This window comes from Halomonas sp. SL1 (assembly GCF_003030865.2).
In the GTDB taxonomy this organism is placed as follows: domain Bacteria; phylum Pseudomonadota; class Gammaproteobacteria; order Pseudomonadales; family Halomonadaceae; genus Halomonas; species Halomonas halophila.
Genome location: NZ_PYUQ02000011.1, coordinates 242184 through 258225, shown reverse-complemented (window position 1 = coordinate 258225; position 16042 = coordinate 242184). Strand labels below are relative to the sequence as shown.

General features: G+C 69.9%; 15 protein-coding genes. 11 read left to right on the top strand and 4 right to left on the bottom strand.

From position 1 onward, the window contains the following. Positions 1-3 precede the first annotated feature (3 nt). Genes C9J49_RS17310 through rsgA form a run of 3 tightly spaced genes read right to left on the bottom strand, consistent with a single transcriptional unit; the run spans position 4 to position 2087 of the window. On the bottom strand, positions 4-135 hold the full coding sequence (locus C9J49_RS17310) for a hypothetical protein (RefSeq protein ID WP_258393786.1): 132 nt from the start codon (positions 133-135) through the stop codon (positions 4-6). Positions 136-163: 28 nt separating this feature from the next. Beyond that, entirely contained in the window at positions 164-994 is an 831-nt protein-coding gene (locus C9J49_RS05265; RefSeq protein WP_046079154.1) for a sulfurtransferase, read from the bottom strand. 58 nt (positions 995-1052) lie between these two features. Continuing rightward, the gene (gene rsgA, locus C9J49_RS05260) at positions 1053-2087 is read right to left on the bottom strand and encodes a small ribosomal subunit biogenesis GTPase RsgA (RefSeq protein ID WP_107182287.1); all 1035 of its coding nucleotides are present in this window, start codon (positions 2085-2087) and stop codon (positions 1053-1055) included. A gap of 84 nt (positions 2088-2171) precedes the next feature. On the opposite strand from rsgA, the gene orn reads away from it, so the two are divergent. After that, positions 2172-2765, top strand: coding sequence for an oligoribonuclease (gene orn, locus C9J49_RS05255; protein ID WP_107182288.1), 594 nt, complete (start codon positions 2172-2174; stop codon positions 2763-2765). Positions 2766-2860: 95 nt separating this feature from the next. Here the strand turns inward: orn and queG are convergent, their stop codons facing one another. Next, a complete protein-coding gene (gene queG, locus C9J49_RS05250) occupies positions 2861-3994 on the bottom strand; it encodes a tRNA epoxyqueuosine(34) reductase QueG (protein WP_107182289.1) in 1134 nt (377 codons plus the stop codon). Between the two features lie 112 nt (positions 3995-4106). On the opposite strand from queG, the gene C9J49_RS05245 reads away from it, so the two are divergent. The 10 genes from C9J49_RS05245 (at position 4107) to C9J49_RS05200 (ending at position 16007) form a co-directional block, all read left to right on the top strand. Then, the gene (locus tag C9J49_RS05245) at positions 4107-5612 is read left to right on the top strand and encodes an NAD(P)H-hydrate dehydratase (RefSeq protein ID WP_107182290.1); all 1506 of its coding nucleotides are present in this window, start codon (positions 4107-4109) and stop codon (positions 5610-5612) included. A 2-nt stretch (positions 5613-5614) separates the two neighbouring features. Next, positions 5615-6145, top strand: coding sequence for a tRNA (adenosine(37)-N6)-threonylcarbamoyltransferase complex ATPase subunit type 1 TsaE (gene tsaE / locus C9J49_RS05240; protein WP_258393795.1), 531 nt, complete (start codon positions 5615-5617; stop codon positions 6143-6145). Continuing rightward, positions 6142-7593 (top strand): N-acetylmuramoyl-L-alanine amidase, encoded by a 1452-nt coding sequence (locus tag C9J49_RS05235; protein ID WP_107182292.1) that lies wholly within the window; start codon positions 6142-6144, stop codon positions 7591-7593. Before tsaE ends, C9J49_RS05235 begins: the two co-directional genes overlap by 4 nt. Before the next feature lie 18 nt (positions 7594-7611). Beyond that, positions 7612-9636: a DNA mismatch repair endonuclease MutL gene (gene mutL, locus C9J49_RS05230; protein ID WP_107182293.1), complete on the top strand. Its 2025-nt coding sequence runs from the start codon at positions 7612-7614 to the stop codon at positions 9634-9636. A gap of 6 nt (positions 9637-9642) precedes the next feature. Further along, entirely contained in the window at positions 9643-10581 is a 939-nt protein-coding gene (gene miaA / locus C9J49_RS05225) for a tRNA (adenosine(37)-N6)-dimethylallyltransferase MiaA (RefSeq protein WP_107182294.1), read from the top strand. Between the two features lie 114 nt (positions 10582-10695). Continuing rightward, positions 10696-10941: an RNA chaperone Hfq gene (gene hfq / locus C9J49_RS05220; RefSeq protein ID WP_016855436.1), complete on the top strand. Its 246-nt coding sequence runs from the start codon at positions 10696-10698 to the stop codon at positions 10939-10941. 8 nt (positions 10942-10949) lie between these two features. Continuing rightward, positions 10950-12266, top strand: a complete 1317-nt coding sequence (gene hflX, locus C9J49_RS05215; protein WP_107182295.1) for a ribosome rescue GTPase HflX — start codon at positions 10950-10952, stop codon at positions 12264-12266. A gap of 184 nt (positions 12267-12450) precedes the next feature. Continuing rightward, positions 12451-13689, top strand: coding sequence for an FtsH protease activity modulator HflK (gene hflK / locus C9J49_RS05210; RefSeq protein WP_107182296.1), 1239 nt, complete (start codon positions 12451-12453; stop codon positions 13687-13689). A gap of 2 nt (positions 13690-13691) precedes the next feature. Continuing rightward, positions 13692-14576, top strand: a complete 885-nt coding sequence (gene hflC, locus C9J49_RS05205; RefSeq protein ID WP_107182297.1) for a protease modulator HflC — start codon at positions 13692-13694, stop codon at positions 14574-14576. 234 nt (positions 14577-14810) lie between these two features. Further along, positions 14811-16007, top strand: a complete 1197-nt coding sequence (locus C9J49_RS05200; protein WP_107182298.1) for an ATP phosphoribosyltransferase regulatory subunit — start codon at positions 14811-14813, stop codon at positions 16005-16007. Positions 16008-16042 lie beyond the last annotated feature (35 nt).

Genomic DNA, 16042 nt, shown 5'->3' with positions numbered 1-16042 from the left:
CGGTTATGCGGTGAATCGGAGTTCGGCGATGTCGATGAGATCAATGATATGACCGGTTAGCTTGAAGCTGGAAGAGCGGCGCTTCGCGCCTGGAAGCTGGAAGAAAACCTTTGGCCGCTTGATGGCCGGGTTCATGCTTTTTTTCCAGCTTCCAGCTTCCAGCTTATTTCTCGATCGGCGTGTCGTCGCGGTTGCCCCATTCCTTCCAGGAGCCGGGGTAGGCGCGCATCTTCTCGAAGCCGAGCGCCTTGCCCACCAGCCAGGTGAGGCCGCTGCGGTGGTGGGTCTGGCAGTGAGTGATCACTTCCATGTCCGGCGTCAGGCCCAGCGTCTCGAGCTCGGTGATGAGCTCCGCGTAGTCGCGGATGCGCAGGTCGCGCGCCTTGTCCATGGCGTCGAGCCAGTCCAGGTTCACCGCACCCGGAATGTGGCCGAGCCGCTTGTTGTCGCCCTTTTCGCCGTCGTATTCGGCGCGGGTGCGGGCGTCCCAGATCGCGAAGCCCTTCTCGCCCAGGCGCTCGGTCAGCTCGACGCAGTCGATCGCCACCTCGGGATGGAGGATCTCGGCCTGATAGTCGCTGGGCGCGGGGGCGGTCGTCTCGGTGGAGGTCGGCAGCCCGGCGGCGCGCCAGGCGTGAATGCCGCCGTTGAGATAGGAGTAGCGGGTGTGGCCGATCAGCTCCAGGGTCCACAGTAGCCGGCCGGCCCAGCCGCCGCCCTCGTCGTCGTAGGCCACCACGTGGGTGTCCCGGGTCAGCCCCAGCGACGAGAACAGCGCCGACAGCGCCTCGGCGTCCGGCGCCTCGTTGGGCACGTCGCCCTCGCCGCGGAGCAGCCGCTTGGGGTCCAGATAGACGGCGCCGGGCACGTGGCCCTGCTCATGGCTCTCGGCCTTCAGCGGCACGTCGATGATCAGCAGCGAAGGGGCGTCCAGCTGCGCTTCGAGCTGCTCGGGCTCGACGATCAGCGGCAGCAGGTTGTCTTCTGAACTCATGGGGCTCTCCTTGATCTTTCTGGCCTTAACGTCCTGGCTCGGGCGTGCCGTTGTGCTCTCAGCTCTCTTCGAGACTATCGACGATACGGCGGTAGCTGGCAAAGCGGTCGGCGTGAATCTCGCCGCTCTCGACAGCGGCCAGCAGCGCGCAGCCCGGCTCCTTGCGGTGGCGGCAGTCGCGGAAGCGGCAGCGACCGATGTGCTCGCGGAACTCGATGAAGCCCTCGGCGACCTGATCCTCGTCCAGGTGGATCAGGCCGAACTCGCGGATGCCGGGGGAGTCGATCAGCTCGCCGGCCTCGGCGTCGTCCTGCTCGCTGGAGGCGAAGCGGTAGAGCCGGGCGGTGGTGGTAGTGTGGCGGCCCTTGCGCGAGTCCTCTGACAGCGCGCCGATGCGCAGTTCCTCGTCCGGCAGCAGGCGGTCGATGAGCGAGGACTTGCCGACCCCGCTCTGGCCGACGAACACCGAGGTGCGGCCGGCCAGCCGCCGATGGAGGGCGTCCAGGCCGCCGTCGCGGGCAGTGGTGGTGGTCACCACCGGATAGCCCAGCGCCGCGTAGCGTTCCAGCAGCGCGCCGAGCTCGCCGCCGTCCTCGGGCAGCAGGTCGGCCTTGTTGAGCACCAGCACCGGCGCGATGCCGGTGGCCTCGGCGGCCACCAGGTAGCGGTCGATGAGGTTGGCGTGGGGCTCGGGCTCCACGGCGAACACGATCAGGATCTGGTCGATGTTGGCGGCCACCGGCTTGAGCTGGCCCCGGGGATCGGGGCGCTCGAGCACGCTGGCGCGCTCGCCGCGGGCCACCACTACGCCGCTGCCGTCTTCGCCGGCGCGCCAGATCACCCGGTCGCCGGTCACCAGCCCTTCCAGGTTGGCGCGCAGGTGGCAGCGCACCGGGACGCCGTCGCCCTCCGGGCGCACGTCCAGGGTGCGGCCGAAGTGGGCGATCACTCGCCCGGGCTGTTCGGCGCCGTATTCGCCGGCGTCGAGCTTTTCGGCATCCTGCTGGCCGCGCTTGTCGGCGCGCTTGGCGCGTTCGGCCTGGATCTTCTCGATGCGCCAGCGCTGCTGGCGGGTCAACTTGCGTTTGCTCATGAGGGCCCGAAGGTCGGTACAATGGCGGCATTGTACTCATCAACGGGGCCGGCTGTCGCCGGCCGCACGACCAAGGAACGTCCCATGGCCGCGAACCAAGATGCCCAGGATCCGCGCACCCAGCGCCTGGTGTGGATCGACCTGGAAATGACCGGGCTCGACCCGAACCGCGAACGCATCATCGAGGTGGCCACCCTGGTCACCGACGCCGAGCTCAACGTGGTCGCCGAGGGGCCGGTGATCGCCGTCCACCAGCCGGACGCCCTGCTCGAGGGCATGGACGACTGGAACCAGAAGACCCACGGCGCCTCGGGGCTGGTCTCGCGGGTCAAGGCCAGCACCGTCGACACCGCCAAGGCCGAGCAGGAGACGCTGGCGTTCCTGAAGGAGCACGTGGCGCCGGGCAGCTCGCCGATGTGCGGCAACAGCATCCACCAGGACCGCCGCTTCCTCGAGCGCGAGATGCCCGAGCTGCTGGCCTTCTTCCACTATCGCAACCTGGACGTCTCGACCGTCAAGGAACTGGCCAAGCGCTGGAACCCGGGCGCGCTGGTCGGCTTCAGCAAGCGCAACGTCCATCTGGCGATGGACGACATCAAGGAATCGATCGCCGAGCTGGCGCACTATCGCCAGACCTTCCTGCGCCTCGAGGACGAGGACGGCGACGAGGAGGAGTAGTCCGGGCCCAGAATAATGAGGGGTCAGACCCTTAAGTGCCCTTAGGTGCTCCGCGCCTAAGGGCACTTAAGGGTCTGACCCCGTGGCGCTTCTCCTTACCCCTCACCGGCAACCGCAATCACCCGCTGCCGCTTCTCTTGCTGCCGCGCCAGCGCCCAGCGCACGTGCTCGCGGACCAGGTCCGAGGGATACGCCAGCCGGGCGCGCAGCGCGGCCTCCACCGTCTCGCTCCAGGGCGCATTGCCGAGCCCCACCGCCAGGTTGCGCAGCCAGCGCTCGTAGCCGATCCGGCGGATCGGGCTGCCGGCGGTCTTGTCCAGGAACTCCTCCTCGCCCCAGGCGAACAGCGCGACCAGGTCAGCGCGGTCCAGGTCGTGGCGCGGCGCGAAGTCGGCTTCCTGGCTGGCTCGGGTGAAGCGGGTGAAGGGGCACACCAGCTGGCAGTCGTCGCAGCCGAACACCCGGTTGCCCATGGCGGCGCGGAATTCCTCGGGAATGGCGCCGTGCAGCTCGATGGTGTGGTAGGAGATGCAGCGTCGCGCGTCGACCACCTTGTCCTCGACGATGGCGTCGGTGGGGCAGGCCGTGCGGCAGGCGCTGCAGCTGCCGCAGTGCTCCGCCTCGAAGGGCTCGTCGACCGGCAGCGGCAGGTCGGTGTAGAGCTCGCCGAGGAAGAACAGCGAGCCGGCCTTCGGATTCAGCAGCATGGCGTTCTTGCCGAACCAGCCGAGCCCGGCCTTGCGCGCCAGGCCGCGCTCCATCACAGGGGCGGAATCGACGAAGGCGCGATAGCCGAACGGGCCGATCTCGGCCTGGATCTGCTTGGCAAGGCTCGCCAGGCGCTTGCGCATCAGCTTGTGGTAGTCGCGCCCGACCGCGTAGCGGGAGACGTAGGCCTTCTCCGGCCGCGCCAGCATCCTGGTGGTTTCCACCTCCGGCGGCAGGTAGTCCAGGCGCACGCTGATCACCCGCACCGTGCCGGGCTCGAGCTCCGCGGGGCGGGTGCGCTTGGTGCCGTGCTTGGCCATGAAGCCCATCTCGCCGTGATGACCGGCGTCGAGCCAGCGCTGCAGGCGCGCCTCGTCCTCTGCCAGGTCGACGTCGGCGATGCCCACCTGCTGGAAGCCGAGTTCGCGGCCCCAGGTCTTGATGCGCTCGGCCAGCTCGGCCAAGTCGGTCTGTTGAGTGAGACGATCGGGGGCGTCGCCCGTGGGAGACGGCTGGGTCATGATTGAGGAAACACCGTTCGGAAAGGCGCCGCGACGCTTGGCGAGCGGCGGGAGACAGGACACACTTCGTGGAACGTCTATGGTAAAGCATCGCCTTGAAGGGAGACAGGGAATGACGGCATCGTCCGAGGCATCCGGCCGGGCGCTGTATCGCGCCGAGCAGGTCCGCGAGCTGGACCGTCGTACCATCGCCGCCGGCATCGCGGGCTTCGCGCTGATGCAGCGCGCCGCGGCATCGGCCTGGCAGCTGCTGCGCGAGGCCTGGCCAGAGGCCCGCTCGCTCAGCGTGCTGTGCGGCGCCGGCAACAACGGCGGCGACGGCCACGTGCTGGCGGCGCTGGCCGCCGTCGAGGGCTGGGCGGTGCAGCGTGTGGCGCTCAAGCCGGTGGAGGCGCTGACGGGCGATGCCCGCCTGGCCGCCGACATGGCCACCGCGACGGGCGTGGGGCTCGAGCCCTGGCGGCCGGGGCTCACGCTTGCCGGCGAGGTGGTGGTCGACGCGCTGCTTGGCACCGGGCTTGCCGGCGAGGTGCGCGGCGACTTCCGCGAGGCCATCGCCGCGATCAACGCGGCCGAGCGGCCGGTGCTGGCCATCGACATTCCCTCCGGCGTGCACGCCGACACCGGCGCCGAGCTCGGCGTGGCGGTGAAGGCCACGCGGACCGTCACCTTCATCGGCGACAAGCTGGGGCTGCACACCGGCCGCGCCCCGGCGCTGACCGGCGAGGTGATCTTCCGCGGGCTCGACGCCCCCGACTCGGCCGCGGCCGACATGGTGCCGGCGGCCGAGCTGCTCCACCGCGGCGCCATCGCCGCGGCGCTGCCGCCGCGCCCGCGGGACGCCCACAAGGGCGATGCCGGCCATGCGCTGGTGCTCGGCGGGGCGCCGGGCTTCGGCGGAGCGGCGCTGCTGGCCGCCGAGCACGCCGCCCGGCTGGGCGCCGGCAAGGTCAGCCTGGCCACCGCGCCGGAGCATGTCACCGCGAGTCTGGTGCGCCGCCCCGAGGTGATGGTCCACGGCGTGCGCGGCGCCGCCGATCTCGGCGAGCTGCCGTCGCAGGCCGATGTGCTCGTCGTCGGCCCCGGGCTGGGGCAAGGAAGCTGGGGCCAGGCGATGCTGCAGGCCGCCCTCGATGCCGGCCGGCCGCTGGTGGTCGATGCCGATGCCCTGAACCTGCTGGCGAGCCGCTTCACCGGGCTCAGGCGGGACGACTGGCTGCTGACGCCGCATCCCGGCGAGGCCGGCCGCCTGCTCGGCACGCGTGCGGCCGAGGTGGAGGCCGACCGCCCGGCGGCGGCCGCCGAGCTGCAGCGCCGCTACGGCGGCACGGTGGTGCTCAAGGGCGCCGGCAGCCTGGTCGCGGGGCCCTCGGGGCTCGCCGTGTGCCCCTACGGCAATCCGGGCATGGCCAGCGGCGGCATGGGCGATGCGCTGTCCGGCATCCTCGGCGCGCTGCTGGCCCAGGGGCTCGACGGCGAGAGCGCCGCCCGGGTCGGCGTGATGGTGCACGCCCTGGCCGCCGACGAGGCCGCCGCGGCGGGCGGCCAGCGTGGCCTGCTGGCCGGCGATCTGGCATCCTGTGCGCGAATTCTGGTCAACCCGACGATGGGCGAATGACGATGCAGCTGCGACTCGAGAACGAAGACCGTCAGGTGGCCTTCGGCGAATCCCTCGGCCGGGCCCTCGACGGCCACGGCCTGCTCTTTCTGGAGGGCGAGCTGGGCGCGGGCAAGACGACCCTGACCCGCGGCATCCTGCGCGCCTACGGGCATCGCGGCGCGGTCAAGAGCCCCACCTACACCCTGGTCGAGCCCTACGAGCTCGAGACGGTGCGCGTGAACCACTTCGACCTCTACCGCCTGGGCGACCCCGAGGAGCTCGAGTTCATCGGCGGCCGAGACCTGCTGGCCGACGACGCGCTGTGCGTGATCGAGTGGCCGGCCCGCGGCGAGGGCTGGCTGCCGACGCCGGACCTGACGGTGGCGCTGAGCCTGGACGGCGAGGGCCGCCGGGCGACGCTGGCCGCCGGCAGCGACCACGGCCGCGCGGTGCTCGAGCGCCTGGCCGCCGATGCCTCTTTGTCTGCAGCAGAGCGGCCCGAGGCAGAGCAGCCCGGGGCGACGGGTTCGCAAGGCGGCCGCCTCTCATGAGTCGGGGCAACGTGTCCCGGCGTCTGCTCGGCGGCCTGCTGGCGCTGGCGGCGCTGATGCCGTCCGCGGCCTTCGCGGCCAGCGTCGACAACCTGCGCCTGTGGGCGGCCCCCGACCATGCGCGGCTGGTGTTCGACCTGTCGTCCTCGGCCGAGGCCAATGTGTTCAGCCTCGACGATCCGCGCCGGCTGGTCATCGACCTTGCGGACACCCGCCTGGCCGCCGACGTCGAGCGGCTCGACCTCGAGGGCAGCGCCATCAGCGACGTGCGCACCGGCGTGCGCGACGGCGATGACCTGCGCGTGGTGCTGGAGCTCAATCGCGAGGTCGAGCCGCGCCACTTCAGGCTGGCGCCCAACGAACAGTACGGTCACCGCCTGGTGGTCGATCTCGAGTATCCCGGCGAGAGCGCCGTGGAGGACCCGATCGATCCCATCGAGGCGATGATCCGCGATCAGGAGATCGCCGCCGACCGCGCCCAGGCACAGGCTCGGGTGCAAGGGCGCGATGTCGTCGATTCGGCGCCGGTGCAGGAGCCGGCCCAGCCGCATCCCAAGCGCGATATCATCATCGCCGTGGACCCGGGGCACGGTGGCGAGGACCCCGGGGCGATCGGGCCCAGCGGCACCCGGGAGAAGGACGTGGTGCTGGAGATGGGACGCCGGCTGGCGCGCAAGATCAACGCCACCGAGGGCTTCAAGGCGGTGATGATTCGCGACGACGACTACTACGTCGGTCTGCGTCAGCGCACTCGCATCGCCCGGGAGCAGAAGGCCGATTTCTTCGTCTCGATCCACGCCGACGCCTTCCGCAGCCCGCGGCCCCACGGCAGCTCGGTGTTCGCGCTGTCCCAGAGCGGGGCGACCTCCGAGACCGCCCAGTGGCTGGCGGCCTCCGAGAATCGCTCCGACCTGATCGGCGGCGTCGACGGCAACCTGTCGCTGGACGACAAGGACGAGGTGCTGCGCGGCGTGCTGCTCGACCTGACCATGACCGCGACCCTGAACGACTCGCTGACCATCGGCGGTCAGGTGCTCGACCGGCTGGGGCGGATCAACGACCTGCACAAGCCGCGCGTCGAGCAGGCCGGCTTCGTGGTGCTCAAGTCGCCGGACATTCCCTCGCTGCTGGTCGAGACCGGCTTCATCTCCAATCCCGACGAGGAGCGTCGCTTGCAGCAGCCGGGCTATCAGGACCGGATGATGGACGCGGTGTTCGGCGGCATCCGGGCGCATTTCCGGCGCAACCCGCCGCCGGCCAGCCTGCTGGCCTGGCAGCGCGACCAGGGGCGCGACACCGGCGGCAACGAATATCGCATCCAGCCCGGCGACACCCTGTCCGAGATTGCCGCCCGCCACGGCGTGCCAGTGGCGCAGCTGCGACAGGCCAACGAGCTGAACGGCGACGTGATCCGGGTCGGGCAGGTGCTGCAGATTCCCCGTTCGTGAGCGGAGCACGGGAGCGTTATGAGCGATAACTCACATATCCGGATCCTCGATCCCCGGCTGGCCAACCAGATCGCCGCCGGCGAGGTGGTCGAGCGGCCGTCCTCGGTGGTCAAGGAGCTGGTCGAGAACGCCATCGACGCCGGCGCGACCCGCGTCGAGGTGGAGCTCGAGTCCGGCGGCGCCCGGCTGATCCGGGTGCGCGACGACGGCGGCGGCATCGACGAGGACGACCTGCCGCTGGCGCTGTCGCGTCATGCCACCAGCAAGATCGCCTCCCTCGAGGACCTCGAGGGCGTGGCCAGCCTTGGCTTCCGCGGCGAGGCGCTGGCCTCGATCAGCTCGGTGTCGCGGCTCGAGCTGGTCTCGAACACCCAGGACGATCCCACCGGTGGCTGGCGGGTGGTGGTCGAGGGCCGGCGCATGGAGCCGAGGGTCACGCCGTCGCCGCATCCGCGCGGCACCTCGGTGACGGTGCGCGACCTGTTCTTCAACACCCCGGCGCGGCGCAAGTTCCTGCGCACCGAGAAGACCGAGTTCGGCCACGTCGAGGAGGCCTTCCGCCGCCAGGCGCTGTCGCGGCTCGACGTCGGCTGGGTGCTGCGCCACAACCAGAAGACCATCCATCAGCTGCGCCCCGGCGGCGACCTGGTGGGCCACGAGCGGCGCCTGCAGGCGCTGCTCGGCAAGGGCTTCCTGGAGAATGCCCTGCACCTGGACCTGGAGACCGGCGGGCTGCGCCTGTGGGGCTGGGTCGGACTGCCGACCCATTCCCGGGCCCAGGCCGACCAGCAGTACTTCTTCGTCAACGGCCGGGTGGTGCGCGACCGGCTGGTGGCCCACGCCATCCGCCAGGCCTACCGCGACGTGCTGTTTCATGGCCGCCATCCGGTGTTCGTGCTGTATCTCGAGGTCGACCCGACGGTGGTCGACGTCAACGTGCACCCGACCAAGCACGAGGTGCGCTTCCGCGACGGGCGCATGGTCCACGACTTCCTGTTCTCCAGCCTGCACCGGGCGCTGGGCGAGGCCCGGGCCGGGGCCAGCGCCGGTGGCGACGCGGAGGAGGACGAGGCGAGCGGTGCCGCACCCGCCGAGGCGTCGCCCCGGACCGGAGAGGTCCGCGAGGCCGCGCCCCAGCCCGCCTGGCAGCAGCAGCCCATGGCGCTGCACGGCCGTGAGGAGGAATCGTCTCGCGGCGTGAACCCCGATCGGGTCAGGGCCTTTATGGAGGGCTATCGGGCGCTGCATCCCGAGCACGAGGAGAGCCTGCTGACGCCCCAGCCCGCCGCGCCGGGGGCCGGCGGAGCCGCCGCCGACGTGGCGCTGGCCGAGCGCCAGGCGCGCGCGCCGTTCGGTGCCACGGTCACCGCCTCTGCCGAGGGCCCGGCTGCGGCGCCGTCCGAGTCGACGCCCGGGGCCGCGCCTCGCCCGGCGATGCCGGAAGAGGACGCCACCAAGGCGCCGCCGCTGGGCTACGCCGTGGCCCAGCTGCACGGCGTCTATATCCTGTCCCAGACCGAGCGCGGGATGGTGATCGTCGACATGCACGCCGCTCACGAGCGCATCGTCTACGAACGCATGAAGACCCAGGTGCACGGTGGAGCGCTTGAAGCGCAGCCGCTGCTGGTGCCGGTGTCGCTCGCCGCCAGCGCCGCCCAGGTGGCCACCGCCGAGGCCGAGCACGAGGCCTTCGCCCGGCTGGGCGTGGAGCTCGATGTGGCCGGCCCCGAGACGCTGCTGGTGCGCCAGGTGCCGACGCTGCTGGTCGACGCCGACGTCGAGCCGCTGATCCGCGACATGCTGGGCGACCTCGAGCGCTACGGCCGCTCGGATCGCCTCGAGGCGCACATCAACGAACTGCTGGCCACCATGGCCTGCCACGGCAGCGTGCGTGCCAACCGTCAGCTGACGGTCGAGGAGATGAACGCCCTGCTGCGCGACATGGAGATCACCGAGCGCAGTGGCCAGTGCAACCACGGCCGGCCGACCTGGACCGAGCTGAGCATGAAAGAACTGGATCGCCTCTTCCTGAGAGGTCAATAAACGACGATGCATGACACCCGCCCACCCGCCATCTTCCTGATGGGCCCCACCGCCGCGGGCAAGACCGACCTGGCCATCGAGCTGCACGAGCGGCTGGGCTGCGAGCTGGTCAGCGTCGACTCGGCGATGGTCTATCGCGGCCTCGACATCGGCAGCGCCAAGCCCTCCGCCGACGAGCTTTCCCGCGCGCCGCATCGGCTGATCGACATCCGCGACCCGGCCGAGCCCTACTCGGCGGCGGAGTTCCGCGAGGACGCGCTGCGCGAGATGGCCGAGATCACCGCGGCCGGCCGAGTGCCGCTGCTGGTCGGTGGCACCATGATGTACTTCAAGCGCCTGCTGGAGGGCGTGGCCAATCTGCCCTCGGCGGACGCCGAGGTGCGCGCCGAGCTGGAACGCGACGCCGAGCGCCTGGGCCTGTCCGGCCTGCATGCCGAGCTGGCGCGGGTCGACCCGGCGGCCGCCGAGCGCATCCATCCCAACGATCCCCAGCGGCTGATGCGGGCGCTGGAGGTGTATCGCGTCAGCGGCCGGTCGCTTACCGAGCTGTGGAACGAACAGCATCCCGAAACCTTTCCCTGGCGGCCGCTGTCGATAGGGCTCGCGCCCGCCGATCGCGCCGTGCTGCACGTGCGCATCGCCCGGCGTTTCGACGCCATGCTCGAGGCCGGCTTCCTCGACGAGATGGCGGCGCTCAAGGCGCGAGGCGATCTGACACCGGACCTCCCGTCGATGAAGAGCGTGGGCTATCGTCAGGGGTGGGAGTATCTCGACGGCGAGGTCGATCATGCGACCTTTCGTCACCGCGGCATCGTCGCCACCCGTCAGCTGGCCAAGCGACAGCTGACCTGGATGCGCCGCTGGCCCGAGCTGCACTGGGTCGACAGCCTGGGCGCCGCGCCGCTCGACGAGCTCCTGAAACTGGTGCGCGAATTCGGGACTTAGCGTAAGATGGTCGTTTCGAGCGGCCGTACGACCGGGCTCATCGGTTACCCGTGTCGCCCCCGGACGGGGCGAGCACTGAACGATTAACTCCAGAAACAATTCAGGGAGAGCAACATGTCCAAAGGGCAGTCCCTTCAAGATCCGTACCTGAACATCCTGCGCAAGGAGCGCATTCCGGTCTCGATCTTCCTGGTCAACGGCATCAAGCTGCAGGGCCAGATCGAATCCTTCGATCAGTTCGTGATCCTGCTGCGCAACACCGTCAGCCAGATGGTCTACAAGCACGCCATCTCCACCGTTGTGCCGTCGCGCAACGTGCGGCTGCCGGCCCCCGATGCGCCGTCGGAAAGCAATGCGTGAGGTATTGATTGTTTTTTGAACGTCCCGACGCCGGTGAAACGGCGGTACTCGTCCATGTCGACTTCCAGGACGAGCAAGAGCGCGAAGACCCAGGCGAGTTCCTCGAGCTCGTGCGCTCGGCCGGCGCGGAGCCGGCCACTCTGCTGACCGGCTCGCGTAGCCGGCCCGACCCCCGTTCCTTCATCGGCTCGGGCAAGGCCGAGGAGCTGCGCGAGGCGCTGCAGGTCCACAAGGCCGAGCTGGTCATCTTCAACCATGCCCTGAGCCCCTCCCAGCAGCGCAACCTCGAGCAGTCGCTCCAGTGTCGCGTGCTCGACCGTACCGGCCTGATCCTCGACATCTTCGCCCAGCGGGCGCGGACCCACGAGGGCAAGCTGCAGGTCGAGCTGGCCCAGCTCGAGTACATGTCGACGCGCCTGGTGCGCGGCTGGACCCACCTCGAGCGCCAGAAGGGCGGCATCGGCCTGCGTGGCCCGGGCGAGACCCAGCTCGAGACCGACCGCCGGCTGCTGCGCGGGCGTATCAAGGCAATTCACAAGCGCCTCGACAAGGTCCGCAGCCAGCGCCACCAGAACCGGCGCGCGCGCTCCAGGGCAGAGGTGTCCAGCGTCTCGCTGGTCGGCTACACCAACGCCGGCAAGTCGACGCTGTTCAACGCCGTGACCGCCTCTCAGGTCTATGCGGCCGACCAGCTGTTCGCTACTCTCGACCCGACGCTCAGGCGCCTCGAGATCGAGGACGTGGGACCGGTGGTACTGGCCGATACCGTGGGCTTCATCCGCCACCTGCCGCACAAGCTGGTGGAGGCCTTCCAGGCCACCCTGCAGGAGGCCGCCGAGGCCACCCTGCTGGTCCACGTGATCGACGCGGCGGACGCCGACCGCGACCTGAACGTGAGCCAGGTGGAAGAGGTGCTCGACGAGATCGGCGCCCTGGAGGTGCCGACGCTCAAGGTGATGAACAAGATCGACATGTTCGACAGCGCCCCGCGCATCGAGCGCGGCGCCGACGGCATGCCCGAGACGGTGTGGCTGTCGGCCCGCGACGGCAAGGGCCTGGAGCTGTTCGAGCAGGCGCTCTCCGAGTGCCTGGCCGACGACATCATCGACTTCGACGTCACCCTGGAGCCTCAGCAGGGCAAGCTGCGCGCCGGCCTGCACGAGCTGGGCGCGGTGCGTGAGGAACGCTTCGACGAGATGGGCCGTACCCAGCTCGAGGTCCGGCTGCCGCGGCGAGATTTCCTGCAGCTGATGGCGCGGCTCGGCGAGCGCGCCGATGACTATCTGCCGGAGGCCCTGCAGGATCGCCCCCTCTGGGAGCAGTGAGCGGGGAACCGCGAGGCGCGGATGAGACAGGAACGAGCCCGGAACAGCGAGCCCGGAATCACGAGCACGTAATAAAGAGTCGCCTTCGGGTGCCGACACACCAGGGTCGGCACCACAAGGATCGCAACCGATGCCCGTCGCGCCGCAGCGCGCGGCGGAACGCAACGCAGAGTGGAGACGACGTATGGCCTGGAATGAGCCCGGTGGCGGCGGCAACCAGCACGACCCCTGGAGCGGGGGAGGGCGCCGCGGCGGTAACGGCGGCGGTGGCAACCGCGGCGGTGGCGGCAACAATCAGGGGCCGCCCGACCTCGACGAGGCCCTGAAGAAGTTTCAGGACAAGCTCAACGGCATGCTGGGCGGTCGCGGCAAGCGCGGCGGCAACGGTGGCAAGGGCGGTGGCGGCGGCAAGCCGCGCAACGCCTTCGCGCTGCCCGGCCTGCTGCTGATCGTGGCCCTGGCCATCTGGGCCGCGTCCGGCTTCTACCTGGTCGACCAGTCCGAGCGCGGCGTGGTGCTGCGGTTCGGCAAGTTCCAGGAAGTGGTCACCCCCGGCCTGCAGTGGAACCCGCCGCTGATCGATGACGTGCGCATGGTCAACGTGACGCGGGTGCGCTCGGTCAGCCAGACCCAGTCGATGCTCACCCAGGACGAGAACATCGTCTCCGTCGAGATCTCGGCCCAGTATCAGGTCGCCGATCCGCGCGGCTACGTGCTCAACGTGCGCAATCCGGAGCTCTCGCTCGAGAATGCCCTGGACAGTGCGCTGCGCCACGTGGTCGGCGGCACCGACATGATCGACATCCTGACCTCCGGCCGTGAGATCCTCGGCACCGCGGTGGCCAGCCGCCTGCAGTCCTACCTGGACAGCTACGGCACCGGCATCCGCCTGCAGACCCTGAACGTCGAGTCCACCTCGCCGCCCGACGCGGTGCAGGACGCCTTCGACGACGTCATCCGGGCCCGCGAGGATCGCCAGCGCACCATCAACCAGGCCATGGCCTATGCCAACGCCGTGATCCCGGCCGCCCAGGGCCAGGCCCAGCGCATCGTCGAACAGGGTCAGGGCTATCGCGAATCGGTGGTGGCCGAGGCGCGCGGTCAGGCCAACCGCTTCAACGCGCTGCTGACCCAGTACCAGGATGCGCCGGCCATCATGCGCGAGCGCCTCTACCTCGACGCCCTGACCGACGTCTACGGCGACACCGCCAAGGTGATGGTCGACGTCAACGACGACGCACCGCTGATGGTGCTGCCGATGGATCGCCTGAGCCGCGGCGGCACCGGTGCCGCCGGCGGCCAGGGCGACGACCGCGTGTCGATGGACCCTCAGCTCCTCGAGCGCCTGAGCGCCAGCCAGGCCGACGGCAGCAGTGACAGCCGCAGTGCTCGCAGCAACGGAATCAGCCGGGAGGGCCGTTAACGATGATCAATAACCGTTCCCTGCTCATCGTCGGCGGCCTGGCCGCCGTGGCCTGGCTGGCCAGCAACAGCCTCTACGTGATCGACGAGACCGAACGCGCCGTGAAGTTGCGTTTCGGTGAGGTGGTCGAGGAGAACATCCAGCCGGGTCTGCACTTCAAGATCCCGATCACCCAGACCATCCGCAAGTTCGACACCCGGGTGCTGACGCTGGACACCGATGCCAGCCGCTACCTGACTCTCGAGCAGAAGGCGGTGATCGTGGACTCCTACGTCAAGTGGCAGGTGGTTAACCCCACCCGCTACTACGAGGCCACCGCCGGCGACGAACTGCAGGCCGTGCGGCTGATCCAGCCGCGGGTCGACGAGAGTCTGCGTAACGAGTTCGGCCGTTTGAACCTCTCGCAGATCATCTCCGAGCAGCGCGACGAGCTGATGACCGGGCCTACCGAGGAGCTCAACGATCTGATGCGCGACGAGCTCGGCGTGGCGATCCTCGATATCCGGGTCAAGCGCATCGACCTGCCCGAGGACGTCTCCTCGGCGGTCTACGACCGCATGCGCTCCGAGCGCGAGCGCGAGGCCCGCGAGTGGCGTGCCCAGGGCCAGGAAGAGTCCGAGCGCATTCGCGCCAACGCCGACCGCCGCCGTCAGGTGCTGCTGGCCCAGGCCAACGAGCGTTCCGAGACCCTGCGCGGTGAGGGCGACGCCGAGGCCGCGGCCATCTATTCCGAGGCCTACGGCAAGGACGAGGAGTTCTTCTCCTTCTGGCGCAGCCTGGATGCCTATCGCTCGAGCTTCGAGGGCGACGGCAACATGCTGGTGCTGGACCCGTCCAGCGACTTCTTCCAGTACCTCAAGAGTCCGACCGCGCAAGGCAGCGAGTAAGCGCGACGAGTGATGGCTCACAGGGGCGGCCTCGGCCGCCCCTTCCATTCGTGCGGGGTTCCTCCCGCCGCCAAACGTGATAGACTCCTGTAACCGGGCGTGGCCCGGTTTTTTTGTGGCCGTTTTTTGTGGCCGACCACTCCCGGCATTCCCCTCCGGCGCTCCGCCAGGCGTGTGATTCACCCTGCCGCCAGGCTTGCCGAAGGCCAATCATCGTCTTGCAGGAAGAACGACATGACCATCGCTGACCGCTGGCTACTGCCCGACGGCATGGACGAGGTGCTGCCTCCTCAGGCCAGCCGCATGGAGGAGCTGCGCCGGGCGTTGCTCGATCTCTACCATCGCTGGGGCTACGACCAGGTGATGCCGCCCCCCGTGGAGTTCCTCGACTCCCTGCTCACCGGCACCGGCACCGAACTCGATCTGCAGACCTTCAAGCTCACCGACCAGATGACCGGTCGGATGATGGGCGTCAGCGCCGATGTCACGCCCCAGGTGGCGCGCATGGATGCCCACTCGCTGAAGCGCCAGGGCCCGGTGCGGCTGTGCTACTGCACTACCGTGCTGCGCGCCAAGGCCGACCCCCATCAGGGCGGTCGCAGCCCGGTTCAGGTCGGTCTCGAGCTGTTCGGCCACGCTGGCCTGGAGGCCGACATCGAAATCCTGCGCCTGGCGCTGACCAGCCTGCAGGTCGCCGGCGCCGGGGAGATCCACCTGGCGCTGGGCCACATCGGCATCTACCGTAGCCTGGTGGAAGCCGCCGAGCTGAGCGCCGAGCAGGAGAAGGCGGTGTTCGAGGCCCTCGAGCTCAAGTCGCCCGGCGAGCTGGCCGCGCGGCTCGAGGAAAGCGTCAGCGATCCGGCCATGGCGGCCATGCTGTGCGCCCTGGGCGAGCTGCACGGCGGTCCCGAGGTGCTGGAGCAGGCCCGCGAGGCCTTTGCCGAGGCGCCCCAGGCGGTGGGGGCGGCGCTCGATCAGCTGCGTGCCCTGCACGCCGGCGTGGTCGCCGAGCACCCCGACGTGGCGCTCTACTTCGACCTGGCCGAACTGCGCGGCTACCAGTACCACACCGGCATGATGTTCGCCGCCCACGTGCCCGGCTACAGTCAGGCGCTGGCCAAGGGCGGCCGCTACGATGACACCGGTCGCGCCTTCGGTCGCGCCCGTCCGGCCACCGGCTTCTCCCTGGAGCTCAAGCTGCTGGCCAACCTGGTGCCCAGCGAGCCGCCCCATGACGGCATCTGGGCGCCGGCCGAGGGCGAGGGCCTGGCCGAGGCCATCACGGCCCTGCGCGAGCAGGGCGAGCGGGTCGTCCAGGCGTTGCCCGGGCAGCGCACCGGTCCGCAGGAACACCGCTGCCGGCGGCACCTGGTTCCCGCCGACGGCGGCTGGCAGGTCGCGCCGCTGGCTGCGGCCAGCGATCAGGCCTGATCTCAGGCAGACACGATATCGGCACCGCCCGACGC